The sequence below is a fragment of the Glycomyces rhizosphaerae genome (genome assembly GCF_042647865.1).
Lineage (GTDB): Bacteria > Actinomycetota > Actinomycetes > Mycobacteriales > Micromonosporaceae > Glycomyces > Glycomyces rhizosphaerae.
Window position 1 is genome coordinate 82,453 of sequence record NZ_JBHRWO010000006.1, and the last position, 20,072, is coordinate 102,524.

Here is a 20,072-nt window from a genome sequence, read left to right on the forward strand (position 1 = left end):
GGGACTTCGACCTGTTCGTTCGGTGCGGCAGACACACCGTGGCCTATATTAGCTCGCGATGCGGGACGGGCCCGCGCGGGATGCCCTCTAGAGGCGCTGTTCACCAGCAGTTCCCTGAGGCGTCAACACCGAAAGCGCGATGTCCCCTTCGTAGCCCGGATCCCCCGCGGCGCGGGCGAGCGAAACGACCCAGACCAGCAAGGCGGCCACCACGACCGCGATGGCGATCCCGATGGCGATCCAGGCGAGCCGCCGCACCAGCGGCAGCCGGGAAGCGCCGAGCAGGAACCCTTCGGAGGCACGGATATCGGCCTCGCCCTGCCGGGCCAGGATCAAAGCGATGAAGGCGGGAATCACTCCGCCCACGAAGGGCGCCAACGCGATCCCGACGGCCGCGAGCAACCGCGCCGCCACGACTTTCGTCGACTCCACCGGCTCCGGATCATCCGGATGCCGAACCCCGCGAACCCCGCGCACCTCAACCACCCGCCCATCCTATTGGGGTTGACCCGTACCTTCCGGCCGGGGAACATCGCCGAATGACACAACGCCCGGGCGAGGAAGAACTCAGAGAGCAGTACAAGGAGGCCATGGACGAGTGGGACGCCTCAAACGACGCCGAACTCTGGGAGTCGACCATCGGCGACGGCCTCGAAGACGTACCCGAATGGGGCGCGACACTTCCCGCGCCTGACGACGACATCGGCGGCGCTGCACGCCGCCGATGATCACGGGTTCTTGAAAATGCCGTGGGTGCCGATTCGGCGCCAGATGATATGGGGCTCACCTGGCACCTTCTCACTACCGTACGACCAGGTCGCCCGCCCGTCGGGAGCCCAAGTGAGTTCGAAGACGCCGGGTGCGGACTTGACTCCCTTGACCCGCAAGCCCGGTCTCGGGCGCATGCCCGCCGCCAAGTCTTCCTTGAACTCGCCCACGGCCCTCATGAACCGTTCGCGCTGTTCATCACTGAGCCGATCCCAGTCTTCATCGAATCTGGGAAGCGGCTCGTAAGTCGGGACCACTGCCGCTATCGCTCCCGATTCAGGTACTTGAACATGTCGTCAAGGTCGTGGAAGACCTTGCCGCCGCCGGCCGCGATCTGGTCCTCGGCTTCGCGCTCGCCAGCCTGCCATTCCGGCGTCCAGAACCAGCGCTGGTCGGCGGGGATCTCCACCAGACCCTCCATCACCACCGCACCGTTGTCGTGGATGTTGAACCTGATCGTGTCGCCCTCTTTTACGTGCAATGCCTTCTGAACCTCCTTCGGGAGCGTGAACTGTCCCTTCTGGCGGATTCGAGCGGTGTAGGTCGCGGTCATCTCTGCTTCCACGCCATTCTCCTCAGCCATGAGACCTCCTCCCCAGGATATTCTTACTTTCCGACTTTAGCACGTTCCCGAGCGCCCTGTGGAAAACGCCGGTGGGCCGGTGGCGCTTTCGCGCCACCGGCCCACCGGTTTCTTCATGCCGTCGGGAATCGGCAGTTTCTAGCTTTTAGAAGGAACCCAGGTCGTAGGAGTCCTCGAGGCTGACCGCCGGGCCGCCGCCGTAGGCGAAGGCGTTGGCGGTCGTGTCCTCGTAGCCGCCGAGGGAGTAGACCGCGGCCTTGGCTTCCTCGGTGGGCTCGACGGACACGTTGCGGTACTTGGCGATGCCGGTACCGGCCGGGATCAGCTTGCCCAGGATCACGTTCTCCTTCAGACCGACGAGCGAGTCGGACTTGCCGGAGATCGCGGCCTCGGTGAGCACGCGCGTGGTCTCCTGGAACGAGGCCGCGGACAGCCACGACTCCGTCGCCAGCGAGGCCTTGGTGATGCCCATCAGCTGCGGGCGGCCGGAGGCCGGCTCGCCGCCGTCGGCGATCACCTTGCGGTTCTGCTCCTCGAACTCCAGGCGGTCGACCAGGGAGCCCGGGAGGAACTCCAGGGTGCCCGAGTCGATGATCGTGATCCGCTTGAGCATCTGGCGCACGATGATCTCGATGTGCTTGTCGTGGATCATCACGCCCTGCGAGCGGTACACGTCCTGGACCTGCTCCACCAAGTGGCGCTGGACCTTGCGCGGACCGAGCACGCGCAGCAGCTCGTGCGGGTCGATGGTGCCCTCGACGAGCTTCTCGCCGACCTCGCAGTGCTCGCCGTCGCCGAAGCGCAGGCGCAGACGACGCGGCACCTTCTCGACCACGATCTCCTCGGAACCGTCGTCCGGGGTGATGATGATCTTCCGGCTCTTCTCGGCGTCCTCGATGCGCACGGTGCCGCTCGCCTCGGCGATCGGCGCCTTGCCCTTCGGGACACGCGCCTCGAAGACCTCCTGCACACGGGGCAGACCCTGCGTGATGTCGTTCGCCGTCGCCGCACCACCGGTGTGGAAGGTGCGCATCGTCAGCTGGGTGCCCGGCTCACCGATGGACTGGGCCGCGATGATGCCCACGGCCTCGCCCAGGTCGACCTTCTCGCCAGTCGGCATCGAACGGCCGTAGCAGGCCGCGCAGACACCCTGGCGGGACTCGCAGGTCAGGACCGAGCGGACCTTCACGTCGCTGACGCCGGCGGCGACCAGCGTGGCGATGTGGTCCGAGTTCAGCGGCGTGTTCCGCTCGAGGATGACCTTGCCGTCGACCTCGACGTCGTCCGCCAGGTTGCGGGCGTCGATCGAGGAGTCGACCAGGTCGGACTCGATGAAGCGGCCGTCGACCTCGACAGAGACCTGGAACTCCAGGCCGCGGTCGGTGCCGCAGTCGTCCTCGCGGATGATGACGTCCTGCGAGACGTCCACCAGACGACGGGTCAGGTAACCCGAGTCGGCGGTACGCAGCGCGGTGTCGGCGAGGCCCTTGCGCGAACCGTGGGTCGAGATGAAGTACTCCAGGACCGTCAGGCCCTCGCGCAGCGAGGACTTGATCGGACGCGGAATGATCTCGCCCTTCGGGTTCGCCACCAGGCCGCGCATGCCGGCGATCTGACGCAGCTGCAGCATGTTGCCTCGCGCGCCCGAGTTGATCATCTGCCACAGCGGGTTCTCCGGCTGCAGCGTCTGGTTCAGGTCGTCCAGCACCTCGGCCGTGGCCTTGGTCCAGATCTCCGTCAGCTCGCCGCGACGCTCCTCCGCGGTCATGAGACCACGGACGTACTGCTTGTCGATCTTGGCGGAGTCCGCCTCGTACTTCTCGAGGATCTCGGCCTTGTGCGCCGGCTCCACGACGTCCTCGATACCGATGGTGACACCGGACCAGCCGGCCCACTTGAAGCCCGCGGACTTCAAAGCGTCCAGGCAAGCGCCCAGCTGCACCTTCGAGTAGTGCTCGGACAGGTCGTGGATGATCTCCGAGAGCTGACCCTTGCGGACCTCGTAGTTCACGTACTCGAAGTCCGGCGGCAGGCACTCGTTGAAGAACACCCGGCCCAGCGTCGTCTCGACCAGCAGCGGCTCGCCGGGGGTCCAGCCCTCAGGGGCCGTCCACGCTTCGCCCGGACCGTTGTTGATGGTCTCGATGCCGTCCAGACGGATCCGGATGGGCGCCTGGAGGTCCAGTTCGCCGCGGTCCTTCGCCATCTGCGCTTCGCCCTCGTTCGCGAACGCGCGACCCTCACCGGGGCGGCCTTCGGAAAGGTGCGTCAGGTAGTACAGGCCGATGATCTGGTCCTGCGTGGGCAGGGCCACCGGCTTGCCGTCGGAGGGCTTGAGGATGTTGTTCGAAGCCAGCATCAGGATGCGGGCCTCGGCCTGGGCCTCAGCCGACAGCGGCACGTGCACGGCCATCTGGTCGCCGTCGAAGTCGGCGTTGAAGGCGGTGCACACCAGCGGGTGGAGCTGGATGGCCTTGCCCTCGACCAGCTGCGGCTCGAAGGCCTGGATGCCGAGGCGGTGCAGCGTGGGCGCGCGGTTGAGCAGGACCGGGTGCTCGGAGATGACCTCTTCGAGCACGTCCCACACGACCGGACGAGCACGCTCGACCATGCGCTTGGCCGACTTGATGTTCTGCGCGTGGTTGAGATCCACCAGGCGCTTCATCACGAACGGCTTGAACAGCTCCAGCGCCATCTGCTTGGGCAGACCGCACTGGTGCAGCTTCAGGCGCGGGCCGACCACGATGACCGAACGGCCCGAGTAGTCGACGCGCTTGCCGAGCAGGTTCTGACGGAACCGGCCCTGCTTGCCCTTGAGCATGTCGGACAGCGACTTCAACGGACGGTTGCCGGGACCCGTCACCGGGCGGCCGCGGCGGCCGTTGTCGAACAGCGCGTCCACCGACTCCTGCAGCATCCGCTTCTCGTTCGCCACGATGATCTCGGGAGCCCCGAGGTCCATCAGGCGCTTCAAGCGGTTGTTGCGGTTGATGACGCGTCGGTACAGGTCGTTCAGGTCCGAGGTCGCGAACCGGCCACCGTCGAGCTGCACCATCGGGCGCAGCTCCGGCGGGATCACCGGCACGCAGTCGAGGACCATGCCCAGCGGCGAGTTGCCGGTGGCCTGGAACGCGGCGACGACCTTCAGGCGCTTGAGCGCACGGAGCTTCTTCTGGCCCTTGCCGGTCGCGATGGTCTCGCGCAGGCTGATCGCCTCGGCGTCCAGGTCCAGGTTCTCCAGCAGGTTCTTGATGGACTCCGCGCCCATGCCGCCGGTGAAGTACTCGCCGAAGCGCTGCTGCAGCTCGCGGTAGAGCATCTCGTCGCCGATGAGCTGGCGGACTTCGAGCTTGCGGAACGTGTCCATGACCTCGTCGAGACGGTCGATCTCACGCTGCGCCTTGTCGCGGATCTGGCGCATCTCGCGCTCGCCGCCGTCCTTGACCTTGCGGCGGACGTCGGCGCGGGCGCCTTCGGCCTCCAGCTCGGCCAGGTCGCCCTCGAGCTTCGAGGCGCGCTCCTCGATCGCGGCGTCGCGCTGCTGCTCCAAGTGCCGCTTCTCGGCGACGATCTCGTTCTCCAGGGTCGGGACGTCCCGCTGGCGGGCCTCGTCGTCGACCGCGGTGATCACGTACGCCGCGAAGTAGATGACCTTCTCGAGGTCCTTCGGCGCCAGGTCCAACAGGTAGCCCAAGCGCGAGGGAACGCCCTTGAAGTACCAGATGTGCGTCACGGGCGCGGCGAGCTCGATGTGGCCCATCCGCTCACGGCGCACCTTCGAGCGGGTCACCTCGACGCCGCAGCGCTCACAGATGATGCCCTTGAAGCGAATCCGCTTGTACTTACCGCAGTAGCACTCCCAGTCCCGGGTGGGACCGAAGATCTTCTCGCAGAAGAGACCGTCCTTCTCAGGCTTGAGGGTGCGGTAGTTGATGGTCTCGGGCTTCTTCACCTCGCCGTGCGACCACTGCCGGATGTCCTCTGCGGTGGCGAGGCCGATCTTCAACTTGTCGAAGAAGTTGACGTCGAGCACTGAACTCTTCTTCCCCTTGATGTTCTTTAAGGATTGGATGAGACGTTGGCGAGGGCGGCTTTCGGGGAGCCGCCCTCACTCGACGTCAGGCGCTTTCGAAGTCCACGGACGAGGGCTCTTCGTGGGACAGGTCGATCCCCAGCTCCTCGGCCGCGCGGAAGACCTCGTCGTCGCTCTCCGTCATCTGGATGGCCTGCCCGTCGGCGGACAGCACCTCCACGTTGAGGCAGAGCGACTGGAGCTCCTTGAGCAGCACCTTGAACGATTCCGGAATGCCCGGCTCGGGCACGTTCTCGCCCTTGACGATGGCCTCGTAGACCTTCACTCGGCCAACCACGTCGTCGGACTTGATCGTCAGCAGCTCCTGCAGCGCGTAAGCGGCGCCGTAGGCCTGCATGGCCCAGCACTCCATCTCACCGAAGCGCTGGCCGCCGAACTGGGCCTTACCGCCGAGCGGCTGCTGGGTGATCATCGAGTACGGACCGGTCGAACGCGCGTGGATCTTGTCGTCGACCATGTGGTTCAGCTTCAGGATGTACATGTACCCGACCGAGATCGGGTCCGGGAACGGCTCGCCCGAACGACCGTCGAACAGCTGCGCCTTGCCCGTGGGGGCCACCATGCGCTGGCCGTCGCGGTTGGGGAGCGTGTTCGCCAGGACGCCCTGGACCTCGTCCGGGTGCGCACCGTCGAAGACCGGCGTGCCCACCTTGGAGTCGGCCGGGGCCTCGTCGGCGCCGATGGCCTTGAGGGCCTGCTGCCAGGCCTCGTCGAAGCCCTCGAGCTTCCAGCCGGTCTTGGCCGCCCACCCGAGGTGGACCTCCAGGACCTGGCCGATGTTCATACGGCCCGGCACACCCAGCGGGTTGAGCAGGATGTCGATCGGGGTCCCGTCGGGGAGGAACGGCATGTCCTCCTGCGGCACGACCTTCGAGATGACGCCCTTGTTGCCGTGGCGGCCGGCGAGCTTGTCGCCGACGCCGATCTTGCGCTTCTGGGCGATGTAGACGCGGACCATCTCGTTGACGCCCGGGCTCAGCTCGTCGCCGTCCTCACGAGAGAAGGTGCGGACGCCGATGACCGTGCCGGCCTCGCCGTGCGGGACCTTCAGCGACGTGTCGCGGACCTCGCGGGCCTTCTCACCGAAGATCGCGCGCAGCAGCCGCTCCTCCGGGGTCAGCTCGGTCTCGCCCTTGGGCGTGACCTTGCCGACGAGGATGTCGCCGTCCTCGACCTCGGCACCGATGCGGATGATGCCGCGGTCATCCAGGTCGGAGAGCATTTCCTCGCCGACGTTCGGGATGTCCCGGGTGATCTCCTCCGGGCCGAGCTTGGTGTCGCGGGCGTCGACTTCGTGCTCGTCGATGTGGATCGAGGTGAGCACGTCCTCTTCGACCAGGCGCGAGGAGAGCACGATGGCGTCCTCGAAGTTCTGGCCTTCCCAGGTGGTGAACGCGACGAGCAGGTTCTTGCCCAGGGCCATCTCGCCCTTGTCCGTGGACGGACCGTCGGCGATCGGCTGGCCGGCCTCGACGCGCTGACCCTCGGTCACGAGCGGCACCTGGTTGATGCACGAGCCCGCGTTGGAACGGCGGAACTTGTGCAGCAGGTAGGTGCGGCGCATGCCGTTGTCCTGCGCGATGGTGATGTAGTCGGCGCTGGAGTCCTCGACGATGCCGTCGGACTCGGCGACGACCACGTCACCGGCGTCGACGGCGGCGCGGTACTCCATGCCGGTGCCCACCAGCGGCGAGTCGGTCTTGATGAGCGGCACGGCCTGGCGCTGCATGTTCGCACCCATGAGGGCGCGGTTCGCGTCGTCGTGCTCCAGGAACGGCACCAGCGCGGTCGCGACCGAGGTCATCTGGCGCGGCGAGACGTCCATGAAGTCGATCTCGTCGGCGGTGAGGAGCTCGGCCTCGCCGCCGCGGCCGCGGGCGAGGACCTGCGCGTCGATGAACGAGCCGTCCTCGTTCAGCAGCTGGTTCGCCTGGGCGATGGTGAAGCGGTCTTCCTCATCGGCCGTCAGGTACTGGATCTCGTCGGTGACCTTGGAGTCGACGACCTTGCGGTACGGCGTCTCGATGAAACCGAACGGGTTGACCCGCGCGAACGTCGACATGGCGCCGATGAGGCCGATGTTCGGGCCTTCCGGCGTCTCGATCGGGCACATGCGGCCGTAGTGCGACGGGTGCACGTCGCGCACGTCCATGGCGGCGCGGTCGCGAGAGAGACCGCCCGGGCCGAGCGCCGAGAGGCGGCGGCGGTGGGTCAGACCCGTGATCGGGTTGACCTGGTCCATGAACTGCGACAGCTGCGAAGTACCGAAGAACTCCTTGATCGCGGCCACCACGGGGCGGATGTTGATCAGGGTCTGCGGCGTGATCGCCTCGACGTCCTGGGTCGTCATGCGCTCGCGCACGACGCGCTCCATGCGGGAGAGGCCCACCCGGATCTGGTTCTGGATGAGCTCGCCGACGGTGCGCAGGCGGCGGTTGCCGAAGTGGTCGATGTCGTCGGGGCCGTAACCCGGCTCGGCCGAGTGCAGGCGCAGCATGAACTCGATCGTCGCGGCCAGGTCGTCCTCGGTGAGGACGCCCGTGGAGATCGGCGAGTCCAGGCCGAACTTCTTGTTGACCTTGTAGCGGCCGACCTTCGCGAGGTCGTAGCGCTTCTTGTTGAAGAACAGGTTCTCCAGCAGCGACTGGGCGTTGTCCTTGGTGGGCGGCTCGCCCGGACGCAGCTTGCGGTAGATGTCGAGCAGGGCCTCGTCCTGCGAGTTGATGGTGTCCTTTTCCAAGGTCGTCATCATGAGCTCGGACCAGCCGAAGCGCTCGCGGATGCGGTCGTTGTCCCAGCCGATGGCCTTCAACAGGACGGTGACGGCCTGGCGGCGCTTGCGGTCGACGCGCACGCCGACGGTCTCGCGCTTGTCGATGTCGAACTCGAGCCAGGCGCCGCGGCCCGGAATGACCTTGGCGCTGGTGAGGTCGCGGTCGGAGGTCTTGTCGGGCTGCTTGTCGAAGTACACGCCCGGCGAGCGCACCAGCTGCGAGACGACGACGCGCTCGGTGCCGTTGATGATGAAGGTGCCCTTCGGGGTCATCATGGGGAAGTCGCCCATGAAGACCGTCTGGCTCTTGATCTCACCGGTGGTGTGGTTGATGAACTCCGCCGTGACGAACAGCGGGGCGCAGTAGGTGAGGTCCTTCTCGCGGCACTCCTCGATGGGGGCCTTGACCTCGTCGAAGCGAGGGTTGGAGAAGGACAGGCTCATGGTGCCCGAGAAGTCCTCGATCGGGCTGATCTCCTCGAGGATCTCGTCGAGGCCGCTCACGGCGTCCTCGCCCACACGGGCGCGGTAGGCCTCGTTGCCGACGAGCCAGTCGAACGAGTCGGTCTGGAGCGCCAGAAGGTTCGGGACTTCGAGTTTCTCTTCGATCCTGCCGAACGAGATACGGCGAGGTGCGTGCTTGCTCTTGCTGGAGCTGGTCTTGCCAGTGCGGGAAGCTGCCAAGATTCGTCCTTCCGAGGACCTGATTGTTACGACGGCCGGCGCATGCCGCAGTCACCGCACCGATGCGGGATAGACGAGGACAGCCGGAGACGGGCATCGAGTTGAGCGGACATGCCGAAATCGGCGTCTCACATCGGTCGATTGCCTGGAATCCCCACCGTCCACGACCCTCACCGCGTCAAGAAGGCGTGAAGGAGGCAGCGCAAATTAATAGCTTAATGTACGCTCCGGCAACTGTCAACTTCCCCACCGGGTGGTGGGGTAAGAGGTGACGACAATCTCTCCCGCTGCCGAAGTTCCTTCCGTACATGTCTCCGTACCGGCTTGGTGGTCGCCGGACCGTCCTGCCTCCGGGCCGCCCCGCGGCGGCTCGAGCGCCCTTTCGCGGAACCGGGACGAGCCCGGTGATGACGAACGTAGCGCGCGCCACGCAGTGGCGCTTGAGGAACTAGTTTGCAGGATCAAGTCACAGTTCGTCAAGTCAGGCGTCTAATTCGCCCGGATGCGCCCCTTCGGCCCCAGCGCCTGAAGCGGCGGTCGCGAAGGGCCCGAACGCAGGTCCGGGGGCGGGCGAATCCCAGCACAGCGGGGGCGCGGGCCTGATCCGCCGCCCCGGCGCGGCGGAGCGGTGCGGGCCCCGGATGAGGCCGCACAAGGGCCGGGGCCCGGGCGTGTCGCCTCTGGAGCCCCGGCGGAAGGTTCGGTGCGGGCACGGGACGCCTTTGCGTCGCCCGCGGCCGACGCCGACCCGCTCGCGCGCGTCAGTGCCGACCGCAATGCGGCGTCCCGGCCGCACACCTTCGGCGGCGGGCCCACGGAACCGGACCGACCGCTTCGTCCTGTACAACGAGCCCGCGCCGGAAAGGTGACGCGGGCTCATCGCGATTGCGCACCGCGGCGGCGGTCAGCCGCGGATCAGGTCCTGGGATTTGTCGAGGGCCGACTCGATCTCGTCCTGCCAGGCGAAGAGCTCGGGCTCGATCGACCGGTAGTACTCGAGGTGGACGGCCTCCCACTCGGTCGCGCTCGCCTCGCCGAAGCCGCTCTCGGCGGCGCATTCGGTGAAGTCGACCGCGAGCTCGGTCTCGTATTGGCGCTTGCCTTCGAAGTCGGCGGGGAGGTCGGCTGGCGGGCCGGGGGTGCCTTCGGCGTAGTCGGCGCCGTCGCCCGATTCCCATTCGCCGGTGTAGACGCCGACGAAGTAGCCCCAGATGCCGAGCTCGCCGGTGTCGGAGAACTCCCAGGCGCCCCTGTCGCGGTCGATGAGGCACTCCAGGAACGCGGACTCCTCGTCGGCGACCCGTTCGCGGTAGGCCGGGAGGATCTCGTCATCGGCCGTGCCCTGGAACTCCGGCGACTCGGGGCGTCCCGACCAGCGGCTGCTGCCCTCCTCCTCGTCGACGATGAGTTCCGGTTCGCCGTAAAGGGACTCGATCATCTCGAGCAGGCAGCCGCCGGGCTTGGGGGTCGTCCAGACCCCTTCGTCGTCCTGGTACTGGTCTTCCAGCTCTTCGTCGCTGTAGCCCTGCCAGGCGGCGTATTCCTCACCGCCGTAAGCGATGTACCAGGCCAGCCGGTCGTCCTCCGAAAGATCGTCGAACGCGGAGTTGTCGATCGCCGGGCCCATGTCCTCCTGGAGCACGCCCGCTTCGCCCGAGTCGTCGGGCTCCTCGGGGTTGCGAATCGCGTCGTACTCGGCGTAGTCGGGTGATTCCATGCCCTCGGTGGTGTCGGCCCAGGCGCCGAACCCCCATGTCGCCGCCATGTCCGGCTCCGGGAAGAGGCCTTCGGTGGGGAGCCCGAGCGACAGGGATTCGGCCTCGTAGCCGCCGATGTCCATGATCGTGAACTGGTCGTGGACGGTGTGCCCCTGGTCTTCGAGGCATTGCTCGATGATCCGGTTCTCTGCGGACACCAGCTCGGCGACGAGCCGGTCGGACTCGTTCAGCAGCTCCAGCAGATCGGTCTGCGTGCCCTCCCCCGGCGGCGGGTTCTCGGCCTCGGAGTCGCCGCCCTCGGAGGAACCGCAGGCCGCGGCGGAGGCCAGCGCCGCCGCGCCGACGAGGGCACCGATCCTTCTAGTCCATTGTGGCACGAATGTCGCCCTTCCTTGTTTCCTGCTCTACTGCAAGGAAATACGCTCGCCTGGCGACATCGCGTTGCCCTGGATCGGGGCACGTCCGCACCGTTCGCGGCCCGGGCACGGAAGCGGCCCGGGCCGCGCCCCATCTGCGCAGCCCGGGCCTTTTTCCCCGATGAGAGGTGGCTTCTGTTAAGCGTCCAAGAGCTCCTGCGCCTTGGAGACGGCGTCGTTCATCGTCTCCTGCCAGGCGTAGACGTCCTCTTCGATCGCGCTGTAGGCCTTGACATGCGCCTCGTCGTAGGCCTTCTCGGAGGCGTCGGCGTAACCGACCTCCTCGCCGCACTCGGAGAAGTCGACGGCCGTCTGGATCTCGTAGGCCTTCCACTCCTCGTACGTGGTGCCGGCTTCCTCGGGCAGCGGCGGGACCTCGGTCTCGGAGTCGCCGCCCATCATCATTTCCTGCTCTTCCTCGCTGGCGTTCTGGTAGTACAGCTCGGCGAAGAACTCCCAGATGGGCATGCTGTTGTACTCGGTGAACTCCCAGCCCTCGTAACCGCGGGCGGCGATGCAGTCGGTGAACTCGAGCTGCAGGTCGGACATCGCCGCGGCGTAGTCGGCCTCGATGTCCTCCCACATGGTCTCCTCGGAGTCGTACGCGGGATTCTGGGGGCGGTAGGTCCAGTACTTCCAGGTCTCCGTCTCGCCGTCGCCCTCCCAGGTCTCCTCGACCATGGTGGGTTCGCCGTAGAGCGCCTCGATCATCTCGAGCTGGCAGCCGCCCGGCTTGGGCTCTTCCGACTCGGTCTCCTCGACGATGATCTCGCCGTCGTCTTCGGCGGCGGCCTCTTCCTCGAGGTCGGCGAGCTCGTCTTCGGAGAGCTCCTCCTCCATGGCCTCTTCTTCAGCGGCCATGCTGCCGACGTAGTCTTCGCGGGTGCCGTAGCTGTACTCGGCGTACTCCTCGCCCTGGTAGGCGACGTACCAGTCGTACTGCTCCTCAGGGGTGAGGGCGTCCCAGTCGGTGGAGTCGGGCTCTTCCCACTCGCCGTCCTCCTCGCTCCACTTCTCCTCCTGCGCGGTCCAGTAGTCCTCGGCGGCAGGGTCCTCGGAGCCCTCCATGGAGTTCGACCACTGGCCGAAGCCCCACTCGGCGGCCTCTTCGGCGGGGAGCAGGAACTCCTCGTGGGCGTAGCCGTAGGTGAGGGAGTCCATCTCCTCTTCCTCGTAGGCCTGCATGGACCACGGGTCGTGGACGGTGAAGCCGGCGGCCTCCAGGCAGTTCTGGACGATGCGGTTCTCGGCAGCCATGAGGTCGCTCTCGATACGCGCGCTCTCATTGAGCATCTCGACGAGGCGCTGCTCATCGGACTTGTCGTCGTCGCCGCCCCCGCCGATGCCGAGCATCCCGCAGCCGGCGGTCAACGCGAGCACTGTGGCCGCGCCGAGCCCGGCCGCTCCTCTCCTTGCGGACATCGTCCATCTCCTTGAGTGTCTGGGTGTGTCTACTCGCAAAGACGTGTCGATGCTCCGGATTCGTTGCGCCCGGACGGAATTCTTCTCAGAAATCTCTTCAAGACAGAGAAGACCGGGTCCGCGCCGCCTTCAGGCGGTGCGGACCCGGTCCACGTACAAGGGCTGGGAGGCCCCTTCTTCAATTCGCGAAGTGCGCGATTACTTCAGGGAGACGGAGGCGCCGGCGCCTTCGAGGGCTTCCTTGGCCTTCTCGGCGTCTTCCTTCTTCGCGCCCTCGAGGACGGCCTTGGGGGCGCTCTCGACGAGCTCCTTGGCTTCCTTGAGGCCGAGGCCGGTCAGGCCGCGAACTTCCTTGATGACCTTGATCTTCGACTCACCGGCGGCTTCGAGGACGACATCGAAGGTGTCCTTCTCGACAGCGGCCTCGGCGGCCGGGCCGGCAGCGGCGGCAACGGCGACCGGAGCGGCGGCGGTGACGTCGAACTCTTCCTCGAACGCCTTGACGAACTCGGAGACCTCGAGGAGGGTCATTTCCTTGAAGGTCTCGAGGAGCTCTGCAGTGGACAGCTTGGCCATGGTGTTTCCTTTCTTTAAAGTCTCGGGCGGGTGGGGTTACTCCCCACTGGCCGCCTTCTTGTCCTGCAGCGCCGCACCGAGTCGAGCCACCTGCGAAGCAGGGGCGGCGAGCACGGAGGCGGTCTTCTGCGCGGTGGCTTTCAGCGCGCCGGCGAGCTTGGCCAGGAGCACTTCGCGCGACTCGAGGTCGGCGAGCTTGGTGATCTCTTCGACGGAGAGGGCTTTGCCCTCCATGTATCCGCCCTTGATCACCAGTGCTTCGTGCGTCTTGGCGAAGTTGCGCAGGCTCTTCGCGGCTTCCACCGGGTCGCCTTCGATGAAGGTGATCGCGGTGGGACCGGTGAACAGCTCGTCCAGACCGGTGACACCGGCCTGGTTGGCAGCGCGCTTGGCGAGGGTGTTCTTCGCGACGCGGTAGTGCGTCCCCTCGCCGAGGGAGCGCCGAAGCTCGCTGAGCTCTGCAACGGTGAGGCCGCGGTACTCGGTGAGCACCGTGGCGTTCGCGTTGGAGAAGTCCTCGGCCAATTCGGCGATGGCGGTCGTCTTACCCGCCGGGTATTCCCGTTCAGCCATAATTCCCTCCTCTCTCGGCTGATCAATCCTCAACCGTCGCGGAGGCGACAAAAAAGGCGCCCCGCGGGACGCCTCATCTTCAGGACCTGAGGCCAACTGAGTTGGCCCACACCATGGTCGCTTTCGAGTAGTCGCCCTACGTCGGTTCCGGGTGGTTTACAACCGCACAAGGCGGTAACCGAACGGTCTATGGGTTGTGCTGTCGAGTCTAACAGCGGCAATACGAAAGCCCCAGCGCAGGAGCCTGCACTGGGGCCACGTCACACCTCGCGGTGCCTACTTGATCTTGACCGCCTGCGGGTCGACCGGGATGCCCGGGCCCATGGTGGTGCTGACGGTGACCTTCTTGATGTACACGCCCTTGGAGCTGGCGGGCTTCAAGCGCTGCACCTCTTCGAGGGCGGCGTTGTAGTTCTCGGCCAGCTGCTCGGAGGAGAAGCTGGTCTTGCCGATCGGCAGGTGCAGGTTCGCGTGCTTGTCGACGCGGAACGAGATCTTGCCGGCCTTGATCTCCGTGACGGCCTTGGCGACGTCGGGCGTGACGGTGCCGGTCTTCGGGTTCGGCATGAGACCGCGCGGGCCCAGGATCCGCGCGATGCGGCCGATCTTGGCCATCTGGTCGGGCGTGGCGACGGCGGCGTCGAAGTCGAGCCAGCCTTCGGAGATCCGCTTGACGAGCTCGTCGGAGCCGACCTCGTCGGCACCGGCGGTGACGGCGGCCTCGGCCTTGTCGCCCTCGGCGAAGACGATGACGCGGACGGTCTTGCCCGTGCCGTGGGGCAGGGAGACGGTGCCGCGGACCAGCTGGTCGGCCTGACGCGGGTCGACGCCCAGTCGCAGCGACACCTCAACGGTGGCGTCGAACTTGGTCGGCGAGGTCTCCTTCGCGAGCCCGGTCGCCTCGACGGGCGCGTAGAGCTGCGTGCGGTCGACCTTCTTGGCGAGGTCGGTGTACTTCTTGCTGCGCTTCATGTTCCATCCTTCGGATGTCGTGGTGAGGACGGGCGCGCGTCCTGCCACTGGGTTGGTCTGGGTGACGGCCGAAATGCTCGGCAGAGCCCTACTCGGCGGTGTGCTACTCGACCGTGATGCCCATGGAGCGGGCGGTGCCGGCGACGATGAGCGACGCGGCGTCCAGGTCGTTGGCGTTGAGGTCGGGGAGCTTCTTCTCCGCGATCTCGCGCACCTGGGCCTGGGTCACCTTGCCGACCTTGACGCGGTGGGGCTCGCCGGAGCCCTTGGCGACACCAGCGGCCTTGAGCAGGAGCTTGGCGGCCGGCGGGGTCTTGAGGATGAACGTGAACGAACGGTCCTCGTACACCGTGATCTCAGCGGGGAGAACCTCGCCGCGCTGGGATTCGGTGGCCGCGTTGTAGGCCTTGCAGAACTCCATGATGTTGACGCCGTGCTGGCCGAGGGCAGGACCCACCGGCGGAGCCGGAGTGGCCTGGCCACCCGCGAGTTCCAGCTTGAACGTCACAACGGCCTTCTTGTTGGGAGCCATCGTGTCCTTCTCTTCCTGGGATTTGCAGGGATGAACACCCTGCCTTACACGCGCACGAGCGTGAGCAGGTGCGCAACCTCTCCAGGGTACCTGCCGAACCGGCGGGCTCCTGAAGCGAGGTGTGTGAGCTGCAACAGACGCCACAGGCGCCGGAGCAGCACGCGGGCGGTGCCGCATGATGCGGCACCGCCCGCAGTACTAATTCATGGCTCGCAAGCTTCGCCAAGACTGACTTAGAGCTTCGAGACCTGGTTGAAGTTGAGCTCCACCGGGGTCTCGCGGCCGAAGATCGAGACGAGCACCTTGAGCTTCTGCTGCTCGGCGTTGATCTCGGCGATCGTGGCCGGCATGGAGGCGAAGGCGCCGTCGACGACGGTGACCGACTCGCCTTCGGTGAAGTCGACCTTGATGTCCTCGCCGCCAGCGGTCTCGCCGCCGGTCTCGTCCTTGGGCTTCTGCTCGGGCGGGAGCAGCCACTGGATGACCTCGTCGAGCGGGAGCGGGCTGGGCCGGTCGGTGCGGTCGACCACGCCGACGAAGCCGGTCACACCGGGCGTGTTGCGCACGACCGAGTAGGACTCGGGGGTCATCTCCATGCGGACGAGCACGTAGCTGGGGAAGACCTTGGCCTCCACCTTGGAGCGCTTGCCGTTCTTGATCTCCACCTCGGTGTGGGTGGGGACCTCGATCTGGTAGATGAAGTCCTCCATGTCGAAGGACTGGATCCGGTTCTCCAGGTTCGAGCGCACGCGGTTCTCGAAGCCGGCGTAGGAGTGCAGCACGTACCACTCGCCGGGCGCGAAGCGCAGCTTGGCGCGCAGCGCCTCCGCCGGGTCGACCTCGGGCTCGCCGGTCTCGGCGGCCGCGTCCTCGTCGATCTCCGGCTCCGCTTCGACGTCCGCGACCTGCGCCGCGGCAGCCTGCGCCGCGACCTCGTTCTTCAGGGCCTCGTCGAACTCAGACACGCTCAACTCTCATTCCGGCTCGACCCCGCGACGGCGGGGTACTGCGACTGAACATTCTCAACGACGGTGCGCTTGATCCGAACCGTTTGGTTTGATTCGGCGATCCCCGCCTGTGAAGTCGCGCGCCGGCGGAACCGGCGCGCGTCATAACCACTAGGGTAGCCGCTCCGGAAGGCGGCGCGTCTCAGGCACCGGCGAACCGGCGCAGGTCACGCGATTCGCCCGCCGCCTCGGTGGGCGGGGCGAATCGAACGGCGGGCTGGGCCGGGCCCTAGGAGCCGTCGCCGAAGGCTCGGCGGACGAGGTCGCCGAAGAGCAGGTCGAGGCCGCCGATGTAGGCCATCATGATGCCGACGAAGACCAGGACCACGATGGAGTAGGTGATGAGCTGGCGGCGGGTCGGGTAGACGACCTTGCGCAGCTGCTCGACGACCTCTTTCAGGAAGCGGCCCAGCTTCTTGAGGGGGTTGCGCGACGCGGTCTTCTCGCCTTGCCTGCGAGTGGGACGCCCCTTGTCGGCGGTCGCATCGGAGCGGCTGGTGTCGTCGGCCACGTCGGCTTCCTCCAGGGTTCGTCTGATCGGGGCGGTCAGGGTTGCAGCATACCGGAGCGGTAGATCACGTCACTATCGCGGCGGCGCGCTTCGACGCCGCTCCACGTAGGCGGCGCAGAGCGCTTCGCGGCGTTCGTTCCAGCGAACGCGCATCGCGGCCATCTCGGCCTTCATGAAGTCCATGAACGCGGCGGTCTGGACGAGCCGGTCGCGGCCGGGCCCCGCGGGGAGCGAATCGATGCCGACGACGGCGGTGTCCTTGTATCGGTCGAGGAAGTCGGTGCGGTCGAGCAGGATGGCGCCCCAGATGTCGTCGTCGTTGAGCCGGTACACGTCGGCGCGGGTGGAGGTGCGCCGACCCTTGATCAGCAGGCCGGCGGCGAGGAGTTCGCGCACGGCGCCGGAGACGGCGGCGAGGCTGATGGAAAGGCCCTCGGCGATCTCGGCGGCGGTGTAGGTCTCGGCGTCGTCGACCAGGATGTAGGTGAAGACGCGTGCGGCCATCCGCTGCATGCCGCTGGCGACCATCACCGCGGCGAACTGCTCCACGTATTCCAGGAGCGCCCGCCGCTCGTCGGTGTGCCCGTCCATCGCTCCCCCGTCGTCGAATGTCGTGCCAACATGATAGCCGAAGTCGCTATAAGTTTTACAAATTCATGAAAATCATGATAGTTTGAGCGCATGAACGCAGTGATCCGCACTGAGCAACTGGTCAAGCGCTTCGGCCACGTGACCGCTCTCGACCGTCTCGACCTCGAAGTGGCCCAGGGGGAGACGCACGGCTTCCTGGGCCCGAACGGCGCCGGGAAGTCGACCACCATCCGCGTCCTCCTCGGAATGCTCCGCTCCGACGAGGGCCGCGCCGAACTCTTCGGCGCCGACCCCTGGAAGGACGCCGCCGAGCTGCACAAGCGGCTCGCCTACGTCCCCGGCGACGTCGCCCTGTGGCCCGGCCTCACCGGCGGCGAGACCATCGACCTCCTGGCCCGCCTGCGCGGCGGCGTCGACAAGCGCAAGCGTGACGAACTGCTCGAACGCTTCGACCTCGACCCGCGCAAGAAGGGCCGCTCCTACTCCAAGGGCAACCGGCAGAAGGTCGCGCTCGTCGCCGCGTTCGCCGCCGACGTCGACCTGCTCCTCCTGGACGAACCCACCTCCGGTCTCGACCCGCTCATGGGCGCGGTCTTCAACGAATGCGTCAAGGAGGCCGCCGCGGCCGGACGCACCGTGCTCCTGTCCAGCCACATCATGAGCGAGGTCGAGGCGCTGTGCGAGCGGGTGAGCATCATCCGCAAAGGCGTCATCGTCGAGACCGGCACGCTCGCCGAGATGCGGCACTTCTCGCGCTCGCGCCTGCGCGCCACCGTCAAGAACCCGGTGCGCGGCCTCGAAGACCACGAAGGCGTCCACGGCCTGTCGATCGACGGCCTCGACCTCGAATGCAGCGTCGACACCGCGGCGCTCGACGACGTGCTCGCGCAGCTGGCCGTCGCCGGCGTCGCGGCACTGACCTGCGAACCGCCGTCGCTCGAGGAGATCTTCCTCCGCTTCTACGGCGACGAACTCGCCGCCAAAGGCGTGAACAACGGGGAGTCGCAATGACCACCGCGGTCGCCGAACTCGAGAACGGCCTGGGCACGCTCGCCGGCACCGGCAAGCTCCTTCGGTTCCAGGCCCGCCGCACCCGCGTGTACCTGATCGGCTGGTTCACCGGCCTGGTCGGCGGCACCTGGCTCATGGCGTCGGCCTTCCCGGACCTGTACCCGACGGCCGAGGACCGCGCCCAGTACGCCATGACCGTCAACACGCCGGCGATGCGATCGATGACCGGACCCGAGACGTACATCGACGCCTACGCCGCCTCGACCGGCGCCATGTTCGCCCACAACATGATGCTGTGGACCGGGGCGCTGACCGCGGTCATGTTCATCCTGCTCATCATCCGGGTGACCCGCGCCGACGAGGAGACCTCGCGACTGGAGGTCATCCGGTCCGAGCCGGTCGGCCGCCGGGCCGACCTGGCCGCGGCGCTCCTCCTCGCCACGATCACGGCGGTCGTGCTGGGCCTGCTCATCGCGCTGTCCGTGGCCGGCATCGACGGCGTCGACGCCGGGGGCGCGCTCCTGTACGGCGCGACGCACGCCGCCATCGGCCTGGTGTTCGCGGGTGTGGCCGCGGTGGCGGCCCAACTGGGCGCCTTCGGCTCCAGCGCCAACGGGATCGGCTTCGGCGCCCTCTCCGTGTCGGTGCTGTTCGCCGCCGTCGGCAGCGCCCAGGGCAACTGGGTCGCGTGGCTCTCGCCGGTCGGCTGGTCGCAGTCGACGTACGTCATGACCCCCGAGCAGCGCTGGTGGCCGCTGGCGGTCAGCGCCGTCTTCGGGCTGCTCGCGGTGTGGCTCGCGTTCGCGCTGGTCACGCACCGGGACTTCGGCCAGGGCATGATGGCGGGCCGGGCCGGGCGCGCCGAGGCCGACGCGAGCCTGAGCGGTATCGGCACGCTGACGTTCCGGCTGACCCGCGGCCTGATGTGGGCGGCCGTGATCACCATGGTGCTGCTCGGCGCGGCCTACGGATCGGTCATCGGCAGCGCCGACGACATGCTCGAGACGCTGTCGGAGACGCAGCAGCAGGTGCTCAACCAGGGCGGGGCGAGCATCGAGGAGAACTTCGCCGCCACGATCGCGGCGATCTCCGCCCTGTTCGCGACCCTGTTCGGGCTCTTGGTCGTCGGCCGCGCCCGCAAGGAGGAGACCGGCGGCCGCGGCGAGCTGCTCGCCGCAGGGGCGGTGCCCCGCAGCGGTTGGCCCGGCTCGTACCTGCCCGTGGCGCTGACGACCGTGACCGTGGCCGTCGTGGTCGGCGGCGCGCTCCTGGCCGTGACCGGGTCGTCGTCGCTGGGCGACTGGGGCTTCTTCGGGAAGCTGTTCGGCGCCTCGGTGCTCCAACTGCCCGCGGTGTGGGTGCTGACGGCGTTCGCGTTCGCCGCGTACGCGTGGCTGCCGCGCCTGGGCTGGCTGCGATGGCTGGCATGGATCTTCGCGTTCGTCGTGGCCTATTACGGGCAGCTGCTCGACATGCCCGGCTGGCTCATGGCCGTCTCGCCGTTCGACCACATCGCGAAGTACCCGGCCCAAGAGGTCGAGTGGCTCCCGATCACGGCGCTCGTCGTGGTCGCGGCGGCCCTCGCGGCCCTGGGCTACGCCGGGGCGAGGCGCAGGGACCTGCACTTCAGCTAGCTTCCGCACCGTTCAGCTTCCACACCAGGGAAACCAAGCGCCGCCGGGGCCCGATCGGGCCCCGGCGGCGCTGCGCGCACCGACCGCGAACCGCAACCCAGGACCCGAGTCACACCAACCCAAGACCCGCCGACGAACCCACCCCACCCACCCGGGGGCCGACCAGCCTGCGTCAATCGTCACCGCCGGCCCCGACAACAAATCGCCT

Annotated in this window: 16 protein-coding genes; 3 read left to right on the forward strand and 13 right to left on the reverse strand. The window is 67.3% G+C overall.

Annotation, left to right across the window (positions count from 1 at the left end; translation table 11 throughout):
- Positions 1-87: 87 nt before the first annotated feature.
- The gene (locus tag ACFO8M_RS06010) at positions 88-486 is read right to left on the reverse strand and encodes a hypothetical protein (protein WP_387971921.1); all 399 of its coding nucleotides are present in this window, start codon (positions 484-486) and stop codon (positions 88-90) included.
- A 53-nt stretch (positions 487-539) separates the two neighbouring features.
- On the opposite strand from ACFO8M_RS06010, the gene ACFO8M_RS06015 reads away from it, so the two are divergent.
- Complete coding sequence (locus tag ACFO8M_RS06015; RefSeq protein WP_387971924.1) at positions 540-728, forward strand: hypothetical protein; 189 nt, start codon at positions 540-542, stop codon at positions 726-728.
- Between the two features lie 302 nt (positions 729-1,030).
- On the opposite strand, the gene ACFO8M_RS06020 is transcribed toward ACFO8M_RS06015, so the two are convergent.
- From ACFO8M_RS06020 to ACFO8M_RS06075, 12 genes are all read right to left on the reverse strand, one after another.
- A complete protein-coding gene (locus ACFO8M_RS06020) occupies positions 1,031-1,351 on the reverse strand; it encodes an AbrB/MazE/SpoVT family DNA-binding domain-containing protein (protein WP_387971927.1) in 321 nt (106 codons plus the stop codon).
- A gap of 145 nt (positions 1,352-1,496) precedes the next feature.
- Positions 1,497-5,384: a DNA-directed RNA polymerase subunit beta' gene (locus ACFO8M_RS06025; RefSeq protein ID WP_387971930.1), complete on the reverse strand. Its 3,888-nt coding sequence runs from the start codon at positions 5,382-5,384 to the stop codon at positions 1,497-1,499.
- Positions 5,385-5,469: 85 nt separating this feature from the next.
- Positions 5,470-8,901, reverse strand: a complete 3,432-nt coding sequence (gene rpoB, locus ACFO8M_RS06030; RefSeq protein WP_387971933.1) for a DNA-directed RNA polymerase subunit beta — start codon at positions 8,899-8,901, stop codon at positions 5,470-5,472.
- A gap of 904 nt (positions 8,902-9,805) precedes the next feature.
- Positions 9,806-10,996, reverse strand: a complete 1,191-nt coding sequence (locus ACFO8M_RS06035) for a hypothetical protein (RefSeq protein WP_387971936.1) — start codon at positions 10,994-10,996, stop codon at positions 9,806-9,808.
- A 177-nt stretch (positions 10,997-11,173) separates the two neighbouring features.
- Entirely contained in the window at positions 11,174-12,457 is a 1,284-nt protein-coding gene (locus ACFO8M_RS06040; protein ID WP_387971939.1) for a hypothetical protein, read from the reverse strand.
- Between the two features lie 198 nt (positions 12,458-12,655).
- Positions 12,656-13,033: a 50S ribosomal protein L7/L12 gene (gene rplL / locus ACFO8M_RS06045; protein ID WP_387971942.1), complete on the reverse strand. Its 378-nt coding sequence runs from the start codon at positions 13,031-13,033 to the stop codon at positions 12,656-12,658.
- Between the two features lie 36 nt (positions 13,034-13,069).
- The gene (rplJ, locus tag ACFO8M_RS06050) at positions 13,070-13,606 is read right to left on the reverse strand and encodes a 50S ribosomal protein L10 (protein ID WP_387971945.1); all 537 of its coding nucleotides are present in this window, start codon (positions 13,604-13,606) and stop codon (positions 13,070-13,072) included.
- A 276-nt stretch (positions 13,607-13,882) separates the two neighbouring features.
- The gene (gene rplA, locus ACFO8M_RS06055) at positions 13,883-14,578 is read right to left on the reverse strand and encodes a 50S ribosomal protein L1 (protein WP_387971948.1); all 696 of its coding nucleotides are present in this window, start codon (positions 14,576-14,578) and stop codon (positions 13,883-13,885) included.
- Between the two features lie 103 nt (positions 14,579-14,681).
- Positions 14,682-15,110, reverse strand: coding sequence for a 50S ribosomal protein L11 (gene rplK, locus ACFO8M_RS06060; protein ID WP_387971951.1), 429 nt, complete (start codon positions 15,108-15,110; stop codon positions 14,682-14,684).
- 233 nt (positions 15,111-15,343) lie between these two features.
- Positions 15,344-16,075 (reverse strand): transcription termination/antitermination protein NusG, encoded by a 732-nt coding sequence (gene nusG / locus ACFO8M_RS06065; RefSeq protein ID WP_387971954.1) that lies wholly within the window; start codon positions 16,073-16,075, stop codon positions 15,344-15,346.
- A gap of 271 nt (positions 16,076-16,346) precedes the next feature.
- Positions 16,347-16,628, reverse strand: coding sequence for a preprotein translocase subunit SecE (gene secE / locus ACFO8M_RS06070; RefSeq protein ID WP_387971957.1), 282 nt, complete (start codon positions 16,626-16,628; stop codon positions 16,347-16,349).
- A gap of 72 nt (positions 16,629-16,700) precedes the next feature.
- Positions 16,701-17,219, reverse strand: coding sequence for a GbsR/MarR family transcriptional regulator (locus ACFO8M_RS06075; RefSeq protein WP_387971960.1), 519 nt, complete (start codon positions 17,217-17,219; stop codon positions 16,701-16,703).
- A gap of 90 nt (positions 17,220-17,309) precedes the next feature.
- Here ACFO8M_RS06075 and ACFO8M_RS06080 point away from each other — a divergent pair, with 90 nt between their 5' ends.
- Positions 17,310-18,230 (forward strand): ABC transporter ATP-binding protein, encoded by a 921-nt coding sequence (locus tag ACFO8M_RS06080; RefSeq protein WP_387971963.1) that lies wholly within the window; start codon positions 17,310-17,312, stop codon positions 18,228-18,230.
- Positions 18,227-19,864 carry an ABC transporter permease gene (locus ACFO8M_RS06085; RefSeq protein ID WP_387971966.1) on the forward strand — a complete coding sequence of 546 codons (1,638 nt, stop codon included), beginning with the start codon at positions 18,227-18,229 and terminating at the stop codon, positions 19,862-19,864. Before ACFO8M_RS06080 ends, ACFO8M_RS06085 begins: the two co-directional genes overlap by 4 nt.
- Positions 19,865-20,072 lie beyond the last annotated feature (208 nt).

Bases quoted from the DNA above. Each gene is read 5' to 3' on its own strand.
- rplJ (WP_387971945.1), bottom strand. From the start codon at position 13,606: ATGGCTGAACGGGAATACCCGGCGGGTAAGACGACCGCCATCGCCGAA.
- rplA (WP_387971948.1), bottom strand. From the start codon at position 14,578: ATGAAGCGCAGCAAGAAGTACACCGACCTCGCCAAGAAGGTCGACCGC.
- ACFO8M_RS06075 (WP_387971960.1), bottom strand. From the start codon at position 17,219: ATGGACGGGCACACCGACGAGCGGCGGGCGCTCCTGGAATACGTGGAG.
- ACFO8M_RS06020 (WP_387971927.1), bottom strand. From the start codon at position 1,351: ATGGCTGAGGAGAATGGCGTGGAAGCAGAGATGACCGCGACCTACACC.
- ACFO8M_RS06085 (WP_387971966.1), top strand. From the start codon at position 18,227: ATGACCACCGCGGTCGCCGAACTCGAGAACGGCCTGGGCACGCTCGCC.
- ACFO8M_RS06080 (WP_387971963.1), top strand. From the start codon at position 17,310: ATGAACGCAGTGATCCGCACTGAGCAACTGGTCAAGCGCTTCGGCCAC.
- ACFO8M_RS06040 (WP_387971939.1), bottom strand. From the start codon at position 12,457: ATGTCCGCAAGGAGAGGAGCGGCCGGGCTCGGCGCGGCCACAGTGCTC.
- rplK (WP_387971951.1), bottom strand. From the start codon at position 15,110: ATGGCTCCCAACAAGAAGGCCGTTGTGACGTTCAAGCTGGAACTCGCG.
- ACFO8M_RS06015 (WP_387971924.1), top strand. From the start codon at position 540: ATGACACAACGCCCGGGCGAGGAAGAACTCAGAGAGCAGTACAAGGAG.
- rplL (WP_387971942.1), bottom strand. From the start codon at position 13,033: ATGGCCAAGCTGTCCACTGCAGAGCTCCTCGAGACCTTCAAGGAAATG.